At 31.8% G+C, this 11,617-nt stretch carries 13 protein-coding genes and 1 pseudogene; 8 read left to right on the plus strand and 6 right to left on the minus strand.

From position 1 onward, the window contains the following. Positions 1-429: 429 nt before the first annotated feature. The 3 genes from A2255_00600 to A2255_00610 form a co-directional block, all read right to left on the minus strand. On the minus strand, positions 430-951 hold the full coding sequence (locus tag A2255_00600; protein ID OGI21815.1) for a hypothetical protein: 522 nt from the start codon (positions 949-951) through the stop codon (positions 430-432). Between the two features lie 337 nt (positions 952-1,288). Then, a complete protein-coding gene (locus tag A2255_00605) occupies positions 1,289-1,954 on the minus strand; it encodes a hypothetical protein (protein ID OGI21816.1) in 666 nt (221 codons plus the stop codon). Between the two features lie 287 nt (positions 1,955-2,241). After that, complete coding sequence (locus A2255_00610; protein OGI21805.1) at positions 2,242-2,463, minus strand: hypothetical protein; 222 nt, start codon at positions 2,461-2,463, stop codon at positions 2,242-2,244. Positions 2,464-2,593: 130 nt separating this feature from the next. Here A2255_00610 and A2255_00615 point away from each other — a divergent pair, with 130 nt between their 5' ends. From A2255_00615 to A2255_00645, 7 genes are all read left to right on the plus strand, one after another. After that, positions 2,594-3,967 carry a dihydrolipoyl dehydrogenase gene (locus A2255_00615; GenBank protein ID OGI21806.1) on the plus strand — a complete coding sequence of 458 codons (1,374 nt, stop codon included), beginning with the start codon at positions 2,594-2,596 and terminating at the stop codon, positions 3,965-3,967. Positions 3,968-4,049: 82 nt separating this feature from the next. After that, the gene (locus A2255_00620) at positions 4,050-4,910 is read left to right on the plus strand and encodes a lipoyl synthase (protein ID OGI21807.1); all 861 of its coding nucleotides are present in this window, start codon (positions 4,050-4,052) and stop codon (positions 4,908-4,910) included. Positions 4,911-5,143: 233 nt separating this feature from the next. Then, positions 5,144-5,707, plus strand: coding sequence for a hypothetical protein (locus tag A2255_00625; GenBank protein OGI21808.1), 564 nt, complete (start codon positions 5,144-5,146; stop codon positions 5,705-5,707). A 37-nt stretch (positions 5,708-5,744) separates the two neighbouring features. Then, a complete protein-coding gene (locus A2255_00630) occupies positions 5,745-5,954 on the plus strand; it encodes a hypothetical protein (GenBank protein ID OGI21809.1) in 210 nt (69 codons plus the stop codon). 198 nt (positions 5,955-6,152) lie between these two features. Next, positions 6,153-6,803 carry a hypothetical protein gene (locus A2255_00635; GenBank protein OGI21810.1) on the plus strand — a complete coding sequence of 217 codons (651 nt, stop codon included), beginning with the start codon at positions 6,153-6,155 and terminating at the stop codon, positions 6,801-6,803. 26 nt (positions 6,804-6,829) lie between these two features. Beyond that, positions 6,830-7,552 (plus strand): LPS export ABC transporter ATP-binding protein, encoded by a 723-nt coding sequence (locus tag A2255_00640; protein OGI21811.1) that lies wholly within the window; start codon positions 6,830-6,832, stop codon positions 7,550-7,552. A 14-nt stretch (positions 7,553-7,566) separates the two neighbouring features. After that, positions 7,567-8,664: a hypothetical protein gene (locus A2255_00645; protein ID OGI21812.1), complete on the plus strand. Its 1,098-nt coding sequence runs from the start codon at positions 7,567-7,569 to the stop codon at positions 8,662-8,664. A 52-nt stretch (positions 8,665-8,716) separates the two neighbouring features. On the opposite strand, the gene A2255_00650 is transcribed toward A2255_00645, so the two are convergent. From A2255_00650 to A2255_00660, 3 genes are all read right to left on the minus strand, one after another. Then, on the minus strand, positions 8,717-9,067 hold the full coding sequence (locus A2255_00650) for a ribosome silencing factor (GenBank protein ID OGI21817.1): 351 nt from the start codon (positions 9,065-9,067) through the stop codon (positions 8,717-8,719). 75 nt (positions 9,068-9,142) lie between these two features. After that, positions 9,143-10,201 carry a hypothetical protein gene (locus A2255_00655; GenBank protein OGI21813.1) on the minus strand — a complete coding sequence of 353 codons (1,059 nt, stop codon included), beginning with the start codon at positions 10,199-10,201 and terminating at the stop codon, positions 9,143-9,145. Between the two features lie 15 nt (positions 10,202-10,216). Next, the gene (locus tag A2255_00660; protein ID OGI21814.1) at positions 10,217-10,960 is read right to left on the minus strand and encodes a hypothetical protein; all 744 of its coding nucleotides are present in this window, start codon (positions 10,958-10,960) and stop codon (positions 10,217-10,219) included. An 89-nt stretch (positions 10,961-11,049) separates the two neighbouring features. On the opposite strand from A2255_00660, the pseudogene A2255_00665 reads away from it, so the two are divergent. After that, positions 11,050-11,617 (plus strand): annotated as a pseudogene (locus A2255_00665) (hypothetical protein).

Here is an 11,617-nt window from a genome sequence, read left to right on the forward strand (position 1 = left end):
CTCTCCTGCTTCCAACAATACACACTGTCATCCTGAGAAGCGAAGCGACGTGAGGATAATAGCTTGTAAATGGATAGATTGCCACGGGCTAAAGCCCTCGCAATGACAGGGGAATTGTTTCTCATACTAATTCGCAGTCTATCGAGTATGAAAATAAAGTATGTTTATGGAGGAGCCTTGAAAATGCGAAGGTAATAACATCACTTATTTAAGTCATCAATCATTCCAACGAGGACTTAATTATGTGCATTAGCACCAGTGACGGAATAAATATACTTTATTGAAAATAGTATAAAGTGGATAGATTGCCACGGCGCCAGAGGCACAAACATATTATCAATGATTTTGTATATTAAAGAAAGATTGTTGACAATGTCACTGTGGCTTAGCCACCTCGCAATGACACTTTATTCTAGGTAAGCACCTTTATTAATATTCAATACCTTTTCTTGCAGCAACACCAATATCCCAATAATGTTTAACCGGCCTAATTTCTGATACTAAGTGAGCCATTTCTATAATTTCAGGATGTGCATGCCTACCTGTTAAAACTATCTCCAATTCAGGAGATTTATTCTTGAGAAAATTTTTCATATCTTCAAGATCAATCAAACCAAGTTCAATAGCGATATTAGCTTCATCTAAAACGATAAGCTGATATTTCCCGGACTGCACTGCTTTTTTAGCCACTTCCCAACCGTTAGTAATCTCTAATTGATCCGATTCAGTCATATTATTCGCATAGACAATTCTATTTAACCCTGCTTGCACAATAGTTAAATGTTTCATAAGATCAGGGCTTAATGATCTGAAAGAGTACAACTCTCCATAATTATCGCCACCTTTAGTAAATAAAACAATAAGAACATTCCATCCTCTACCAAGAGCTCTCATCGTCAAACCTAAAGAAGCTGTAGTCTTACCCTTGCCATCACCTGTATAAACCTGTATATATCCCCTTTGAGCAAAAGATGGATTAACAAGCTCACTTGATTGATATTTTTGCTCATTTTTTTGACAATCATACTTATCTGGCTTCAAGTCTTGCAAAATATCTAATTGTCTTGCATCGTCAGCCATTTTAGAGTCCTTTTTCAAAATCTACTTGCATTACATTATATTTTATCACTTAAACGACAATTGAGTTTTTATTTACATTTCTCTCTAAATAGTCCTGCAGAGTATAAATAGAATATGCAGCACAAAGGATTCAGTCAAGTGCTGAACTTGGCATGCATGAAAATTATGGAATTAATTCATGCGACTTATGGGTTTTACATGAATAAATCTATACTATACCCTCTTTTATGGCCTTAACAGCAGCCTGTGTCCTGTCATCAACCACCAATTTTTGAATAATATTACACACATGAGCTTTTGCAGTATGCTCACTAATTTTCAAGTCGTTGGCAATTTCATTATTGGATTTGCCTTCCACAACTAACTTCAATACTTCATATTCTCTTTCAGTTAAATTAGCATGATCAGCTTTAAAGTCAGATCTTGACTGAGATTTATTTCCATTTGGTCCGTGTAATAAAGCCGGATTTTTTTCCTTAACTATTTTAGCTACGGTAGGATCTAACCAAATTGCACCTTCATTTACAGATTCAATAACCATAATTAAATATTCTGTTTTGATATCTTTCATTGCATAAGCATTTGCACCAGCTGCAAGTGCTTGCATAACTTCATTCTCATCACTATGAGAAGTCAATATAACAATTTTTACATCAGGATTTGCATCCTTAATTTTCCTGGTAGCTTCAATCCCATCCATTATAGGAAGGCCAATATCCATTAAAATTATATCAGGATTAAGTTCCTTAGCAAGCTTAACGGCAGTTTGACCATCTTCTGCCTCTCCCACTACTTCAAGACTTGGATATTCTTCAAAAATAGCCTTTAAACCAACTCTTAATAATTTATGGTCCTCTACCATAAGCAATTTTATCTTATTTGGCATAATCTTCTTCCTTCTCTAATGATAATTAATACTTTTTATAACCCCTAAAAATCTCTCTAATAAAACGAAAATATAGATTTAATCTCTATGGATATTAAAATATTAGACAAGTTTTAAAAGAATATTACCTCTTTAGATAAGGAGTTATCATCAGCCATTCATCTAAGCCAAGTAATATTATTTCTTATCCTTATTAATCGGAGATTTAAATTTCTAATAAATAGCAGTCAATAGAAAAAAGACCTTACACTTTGCCAGCATTAGGTCTTCATCCATTAATGACCACAACCTGTTAATTTACCATTTTGTAAATTACAGCTTTTTGATTTACGAGCCCCGCTTCTTTTAGGTGCATTTGATTTAGAATTCTTTTTGACTTGTTTTTTGTTATTTTTTATTGTTTTTACATTTTCCGCTAAGTTTGAGGGTTTTTCAGCATAAGCATTTGAAGAAACCATTAAAAACAATCCAAGAATAAAAACTATAATCTTTCTCATTTTTATCTCCATGATTTTAATATTTATACTTTTAACCCAGTTTTTAATATTTTAAGATTGGAAATGTGGCTAGAAAAACCATTTAATAATAGAAATATTAATGATATTGTTTTAATGAAATATTATTAGGATAAATTTTATGAAATACGATATAGCAATCATTGGAGCAGGACCTGGTGGTTATGTTAGCGCAATAAGAGCTGCACAGCTTGGCGCTAAAGTCGTTTTAATAGAAAAAGAAAACATTGGAGGCGTGTGCCTTAACTGGGGATGTATTCCGACTAAAGCTATTTTAGCCAGTGTTGACAGATATAATGAAGCTAAAAAGTTCTCTAAATTTGGAATAAACATTGAAAATTTAACTTTTGATTACAAAAAAATATCAGATCGCAAATTGACTATAGTTGAAAAACTAAGAAAAAGCCTTTCTCAACTCATTAAAAGCTATGGTATTGATATTATTTCCGGTGAAGCAGCCATAGAAAACAAAAATATGGTAAAAGTTACCAATTCTCAAGGAATTCAGGAAGTAGAATTTGATTATCTGATTTTAGCTACAGGATCAAGACCTGTATCACTGCCAGGGTTACCTATAGATCATAAATTTATTCTTGATACGAATGATATTTTAGCTTTAGAAGAACTTCCTGATTCCATAATGATAATTGGCAGCGGCGCAAGTGGAATTGAATGGTCAAGAATATTTAGCAGTTTAGGTAAAAAAGTTATATTAGTGGAAATTGCTTCAAAACTGGCTCCTATGCTTGATAGCAGTATATCCGAAAGGCTCGAAAGGATATTTAAAAGAAATAAAATCGAGTATTACACCGAAACAAAAGTTGAAAAAATTGAAAATAAAACTGTAACTCTTCAAAATTGTAAGGAATTTCAGCCTGACATAATATTTTTAGCAGCCGGTAGGATTCCTAATTCAGATATAAAAGGGTTAGATGAAATAGGTATTATTACAAACAATAAATATATTCAGGTTGACGATAATCTCAAAACAAATATTGACAACATTTATGCAATTGGTGATGTTACAGGAAAGCTACTTTTAGCTCATGTTGCCTCTCATCAGGGAGTTAAAGCAGTAGAAAATATACTGCTTGGTAAACAAGCTAATATAAACTACAATACCATACCAAAAGTTATATATGGCACTCCTGAAATTGGCTCTGTAGGATGTTCTGAAGATGAATTAATTGCTCAAAATATAGACTATGAAAAAAGCTTATTCCCCATGAGTGCTATAGGTAAAACAATTATAGAAGATGAACTAGAGGGTTTTATTAAAGTTTTAGCCTCAAAAGACAAGATTTTAGGAGTACATCTAATTGCAGATGGTGGAGACTATATGACTCAACAAGCTGCAATAGCCATGAATTCAAATTTAACTCCAGAAGAATTAAAAGAAACAGTATTTGCACATCCGACAAACTCGGAAGCTCTTTATGAAGCTTTTTTAGGAATAGATGGACATCCTTTACATTTGCCCAAATAATAATAAAGAATACAGGGAATGACTCACTGTATAATATTAATTAGGATTTTATAAATTAACCACTAGAAAGACTTGAAAGATAATGAGACAAAAGCTGCCTGAATGGGTAAAAAGAGGAATAATAGATACCGAAACAACAAGAACAGTAAGAAAAATACTGAGAGAAAATAATCTTAACACTGTTTGTGAAAGCGCAAGATGCCCTAATAAAAGTGAATGTTATTCAAAAAATACTGCAACATTTATGATTTTAGGCAACACCTGTACACGAAATTGTAAATTTTGCAGCGTAAATAGTGGAATTCCTGAACCAATAAATCCCAATGAGCCTGATCTCATAGCTGAAGCAGTAAAAAAATTAGGACTAAATTATGTAGTTGTGACATCAGTAACCAGAGATGATCTGGAAGATGGCGGAGCAATGCATTTTGCCAATACAATAAGATCAATCAAGAAAATTGACAATGAAATAAAAGTTGAAGTTTTAACACCTGATTTTCAGGGTAATTTAGATTCCATCAATGTAGTAATTGAGGCTAAGCCCGATGTTTTTAATCACAACATTGAGACTGTAGAGACGCTTTACCCCAAAGTTAGACCTCAGGCCGAATATAAAAGATCTCTTGAAATGATTAAATATATTAAGTCTGAAAACCATGAAATATATACAAAATCAGGCTTTATGGTTGGATTGGGAGAAACCTTTAAACAAATTAGTGAGCTTTTACAGGATCTAAAAGAGCATAATTGCGATATTGTAACAGTAGGCCAATATATCCAGCCAACTCGAAATCATCTGGAAGTTTCCAGGTATCTACAGCCAGAAGAATTCGACCATATAAAACAATTAGCACTTGAAACAGGCATTAAATACCCTATTTCAGCTCCACTTGTAAGAAGTTCTTATAAAGCAAAAGAGATAATTTGCGGCACTAAAATTTGAAAATTTTAAGAAATCGATTAATAATTTTGGTGATAATATCACCTAACTTAAGTTATCGATTATAGTCTTTGAAGCATTCAGACTTGTCTTAAAGTTCTAAGTTATCTTCGTAGTTACTATTATAATTTTAATTATTTAAAAACGTTTATACATAAAAGCTTTTCATGTTAATTTAGTTGTTGTTTAATTGTATTTATCCGAACTAATTGATAAAAAACCAGGGAAAAATTTAGATGTCAAAAAAATCTGTAATTCTAACAACTGTAATAGGAATTTTATCTATTCTGGGCTTTTTGGCATTCAACATATCCTCAAATATAACACGTGACATAAATCTTTTATCTGATGAATCTAATAACGATAGCAAAAGAGCCAATATTGAGGAACTTGTTATCACTGAAACAAGAGAAGGACAAAAATTTTGGGAGGTCTATGCAACTTCAGGACAATATAGTGATAATAAAAATATGGCGGTACTAACCAATATAAAGGGCAACTTTTATAAAGAAGGCAAGGTTGTTCTAAGTTTTGATGCACCAGTAGCTACATATATATCTAGAAATAAGGAAATTAGATTATCAGGTGGCTCAAGAGCAGCTACAAACAACGATATTCTTATCACCTCCAAGGAATTAACTTGGACTGGTGGTAAAGATGAAATTCTGGCTAAAGGAAACGTTAAAATCAAAAAATCAGATGAACTAATTATAACCAGCGACAAATCATCTTTTAATACTGATTTTACATACCTTAAATTAATGGGAAATTCTGAGACTAATGTGTACAAGAAAAATTAATGGGTTACAATAAATCTAATAAATGCGAGACTGGAATATGAGAAAATTATTTTTAATAATCACGCTACTAATTGTTATATCAAAGGCTATTTGTCCAGCCCTGGCTGAAAATGTTATTGTTCAGGCAAATAAACAAAACTATAATGCTGCAAACAACCTGATGACTTTTGAAGGAAATGTAAAAGTAGATTTTGACAACATTTCAATTAAAAGTCCAAAAGCTTTTCTGAAACCCGGCCAAGATTGAAACCCTCAAGCCGCAACATTTGTACAAGGGGCTGAAGCCATAAAAATTGATGGTAATTCAAAAAGTAGCGTTAAGGCTAATATAATCAAAGTATCTATACTTGAAAACAAGATTAGAGCTCAGGGAAATCCAAGTTCAACGATTACTGAAAATAAAAAACCTATAGCCACTATCAAGTCTGATGAGCAAGAATTTGATATGGAGAGTAACATAATTACAGCTACAGGCAATGTAATTATAAATTATGAAGAAATTAAAGCTAATTCAACTAACGCAAAAATTAAAATAAACGAATCAGGTAAGCCGGAACTAATAAATCTTATAGGTTCAGCTAAAGTAGTTCAAGGTAAAAATATTGTAAATGCTACAAACTTGCTTTTTAATCCAATATCTAATGAGCTTATAGCATCAGGTAGCGCTAAATCACAAACCACTTTAGAAGATATGACACAAGTATCAATCTGGTCAGATTATCAGCAATTTGATCAAAATACCCATACTTTAATAACAAGTGGTCGTGTAAAGATAGTTTATAAAGATTATATTGCAACAGGGCCTAAAGCCACATTTTTGCCGGATACTAAGACTCATAAACCTAATAAGATAGTCTTTATGGGTAGATCAAAAATTCAGGAAGGAAGCCGTACAGTAGAAGCAGATAAGCTTGAACTTAGTGTCAATCCTAAAACCTTCACAGCAGAAGGAAATGTAAGAAGCCAATTTACTCAGATAGGACTTAATAACAAACTAAACTCAAGCACTAAAAAACAACCTAAAACCACTGAAGAAACTAACAAAGAAGAAAAAATCAACTTGGATGATTTCACCCCGGTAAATGACATAAAATAAACAGGAATAAAGGACAAGAAAAATCAATGACAATAATCGCACATGGACTAAAAAAAATTTATAACGATAGAACTGTGGTTAATGATATAACTTTTGAAGTTCATCCTGGTGAGGTAGTCGGACTTTTAGGGCCAAATGGAGCAGGAAAAACAACAACATTCTATATGCTTGTTGGTCTGGTCAAGCCTGACGGGGGAAGAATTATAATTGATGAAAAAGACCTTACATGCAGACCTATTCACGAAAGAGCCAGAGCCGGCATTGGTTATCTTCCTCAGGAACCTTCAATATTTAGAAAGTTAACTGTAGAAGAAAATATTATGCTTGTTCTTGAAATGAATAAAAAAATAAATAATAAACAACGTAAAGAAAAGCTAGATAGCCTACTAGAAGACTTTGGCCTCACTAAAATCAGAAAAAGTGCCAGTATTCAATTATCCGGAGGAGAGAGAAGAAGGGTAGAAATAGCCAGAGCACTTGCTGCTGATCCAAAATTTATTCTATTAGATGAACCTTTTACTGGAATTGACCCTATTGCAATTATGGATATCCAGCAAAATATAAGAGGTTTAACTAAAAGGGGTATAGGAATTTTATTAACTGATCATAATCCCAAAGCTACGCTATCCATTACTGATAGGGCTTACATTATTTTTGACGGTTGTATTAAAGTAGCTGGAACAAATACTGAAGTTTCCAACGATCCTATAGCTAAAAAATATTATCTCGGTCAAGATTTTCAGTTATAAATAAAGTGAATAAGATGAAATTAATTGATAGATACATTTTCAAGCAAGTAGCATTTGCAACCATAGTAGGATTAATTGCATTTGTAGTGGTCTGGATCTCTCCTGAGATACTCTTTAAAATCATAAAGAAAGCTATTGATGGACAAATATCACCTATGGTTGCGGTTAAATTTTTCTTTCTTGAAATACCAGAAATCCTGGGAACCCTAATTCCGGCAAGTTTAATGCTTGGAAGCATATGGGTATTTGACCAGTTAAGCAAAGATTCAGAACTGACAATATTAAGAGGTATTGGAGTCAGCTTTTACAGGCTAGTTATTCCAATACTTATTCTTAGCTTGTTTGGTGTTGTATCAAGCTTTTTAATTCATGAATACTTGATTCCATATAGCACAACTACACTTAAAGTGCTGAAACACGAAGTCAACAAAGATCATTTTGTTTTTGTTAATAAAACAAAATCAGGTAAGCCAAAAGAAATATTAATTATAGGCAATTATAACGGTAAAGACATTAGGAATATAAAATCATTTGAATTTTCAGATACAGTAAGTGCAGATAAACCTCTTATAAGCAGTATTAGTACAGCAGGTTATGCTATACAAGGTGACTATTACTGGACATTAAGGGATGGAATTCAGTATCAGATTGCTCCTGATGGAGTTTATAAGAGTATTAAACCATTTCAAGCTATCAAAACCCTTACTCCTGAATCAGCTACAAAAGCTTATAATCTTTTAAAATATTCTACAAAAAAGCCTGAACAGATGAGGTTATCAGAGCTCAAATCTTACTTAAAGCTTTTAAATTCAGCTGATATGCAAAATGAGTATAATTACATATTAAGCAAATACTATGAAAGATTTGCTCAGCCATTCAGCTGCGTACTATTTGCTTTATGTGGAGTAATATTAGGATTTGGCAAACCAAGGGAGCAGAAGTTTCTCGGGTTTACCATAGGTGTTGCTTTAATTTTCTTATACTTTATAATGATTCCGTTTATAGGAATGCTTGCTCATATAGGGATAATAATGCCAGTTTTAGCTGCATGGATTCCCAATTTCATAATATTTAGTGCACTGATGGGACTTGTAAAATATAAGCAAATTTAGAGTATTGCTGCAATTAAGATCTGCAATCATTCTATTTATTTGGTTATAATGCTTATCTTAACTGATCTTTCATATCCTCGGATTCTTTCATCCAGGTTTCTTCATCTATTGTGCAGGCATGGCTCCAGAATTTTTCAATAGCATAGAACTCTCTTTCTTCTCTATGAAGGACATGAACTATAACATCGCCATAATCTAGCAAATTCCATCTATTTCTAGCATCGCTTTCATCCCCTGCAGGAATTCTACCAAATAATTCCTTCACTTTTTCACGTATAGAGCTTGATAAAGCTCTAACCTGAGTGGTTGTTTCAGCACTACATATTACAAAGTAATCCGCCATTATAGATACATTACTGATATCAAGAATAACTATGTCTTTAGCTAATTTGTTATCCATCATTCTTGCGATAACACTTGCAAACTTATTTGAATTTATTTCAGTCAATATCTTTCTCCTTCATAGACCCAATTATAACTATCCGTATATCTTTTTTAGAATTTTCTCAACTAAAGTTCTGATTTTAACCACCATTACTCGATGTTTGTAAGTTGCTATATTGAATAAAATGCTTTCACTATTTGAGAACCAATTTTTATAGGCTTCCGAGCCTCTACCAAAGTCAAAATGCATTATCCCCCTATTAAATGATTCAGTTATCATATCAAATAACATAACTTTGCCGGGAGAAACCTTCTTGTAGTCGTGATTATAAGCTGTCATGCTATACCAGTATTTGTTGTTTGAATCCAGATATCCAAAGCCAAAAGCAGCCGTTTTATTATTAACAGGGAAATATAACCTTGATAATATAGCTGAATTTGTATTTAATAGTACATCTTTGAAGAAATTAATTAAATTAGCCTTCTTAACAAACATGCCACCATTCCATCTATAAGTATGGAAAGAGATAAATTCATCGATAAAACCCTGTTTATTTTCTACTGAATATTCAAAAGCAAAATCTTCTTTATACTGCTTTATGGCATTTTTCCTGCATCTTTTTATGTCGCTTTCAATAGTATTTTTAGTAGAAAAAGAGCCCGAAATGTATGGTTTTGTCTCTGTAACATGAGATATTTGTCTTACTGCTTTAGTATAGAACCTTTTTATCAGGTGTTTTGCAATTTCTGTTTCGCTATTTATGTGTTTAAAGTTAATTTCAAGCTTATTCTGATCTATATATTCTAATAATTTATCAATATATCTGGAATCTTGATATAAAATATTAAATTCATCATATAAATCAGGCTTTGTACCTATTAGCGATAATCTGCCTCTACTTATCTGAAAAGGTGCTAACAGCTTTAAATCTCTATCTTCCCAGAATGTTATTATATGTAGTTTTTGTTTTTTAGCAAAATACTTAAACCAGAGCTGGCACCATTCATGAGATAAATTATAATTTGCACCTTTATTATATAAATCTGACCATCTTAAAATTAAAGTATCATCGAATTCTTCAAATACTTTAATTCCATAATTAATCCCTATAAATTCTTTTTCAGTTTTCTCTATTTTTAAAATCTCACTCATTCTTGAATTTTCTATCTAAAGCTTCATAAAAGTCTTAACATCAATTATACTAAATGCTTCTGAATAATGGCAATTTGATTGCATTCCTCTATATCTGTTAAGTCCTATTATGCCATCAACAAAGCTTACATACTTCACTTGAGACTGGTAAAGATTGATAAGCTCTTTTTTATTTTCAATTACATCTGAAATATCAAAAAAGTAATTAGGCAATGGAAGCGCACTCCATACTTCATAAAATACAATTTTTAGGCCACTCTTATACTTTTTATTTAGTAAAAGCTTTTGCAATAAGACTGTAACAGCTTTATGGTCTTTGTTCTGGTCAAAATAATTTGGCAATAAAATATAATTATAATCATTAATATTAAGTGATTTAAATATAGAATAATTATTGATTAATTTTCTATCTTCAATATTCAGGAAAGAATAAGAGCTTATGCCAAATTTTTCCATGGCTTCTTCAAACTCTCTTTTTCTTATATCGATTGTTTCATCAGGAGTATGATCATAACTCCCACATCTGCCATCAGTTATACATACGATATCAAAGTTCTTAGGGTATTTTAGAAGCAATCCGGCGCATCCGACAGTTTCATCATCAGGATGAGGAGCTAATAACAGACATTTATCCCTGGGTTCCAGGTTTAACAAGGACCAGGAGATCTTTTCAAAATGAAAAATTCTTGCTATTTTCAAAAACCTGTCAGCAAAAAGTATATTTTGATAAAATTTTTTAAAATCGATCAGCTTACCCATAATATAATTAGTTTATTATAAATATCTAATTATACATAATTAGAAGAACTTATCTTGCTATAATTATCATATATAGAAAGCTGAGAAGTATGAAGAAGTTTGCCTTTATAATTAATGTTTTTAGAGAAAATAATTTCCACAGCGGTGGAGAAAAGCTGTTTTATAAGCTTATAAATAAGTGTATTGAAAGTAATTACACTGTAGACTTGTATTGCAGCAAATATATAGGCAAATCAGACACTCCTGATCTTCCCGGAATAAATAATATAACAGTAATTGGGCAATCGTATTATTATAAAGATCCGGTTGTTATGGAAAAATTATTTCAAGAAATACAAAAACATATAGATGAAAATAACTATGATCTGGTAATAACTGATAGTATGGCACCACCTGTTGATATGGCATTTTTTCAGGGACATTCTTTAGCTCATCGCCTAAAACTGGAAAATCCTTTTGATGCAATTTTACTTAAACTCAAAAAATTTAATCATTTTAAATATCAGAAAAAATGGTTAAAAAAGGGGTTTAGACACATATTTACTGTCTCAAATATTCTTAAAAACGATATAATGACTAATTTTAATGTTAATAATGAAAATATCAGTGTGGTTTATCCGGGTGTTGATATTTCAGAAAATATAGAAAATATGGTTC

This window comes from Candidatus Melainabacteria bacterium RIFOXYA2_FULL_32_9 (genome assembly GCA_001784615.1).
Taxonomy (GTDB): domain Bacteria; phylum Cyanobacteriota; class Vampirovibrionia; order Gastranaerophilales; family UBA9579; genus UBA9579.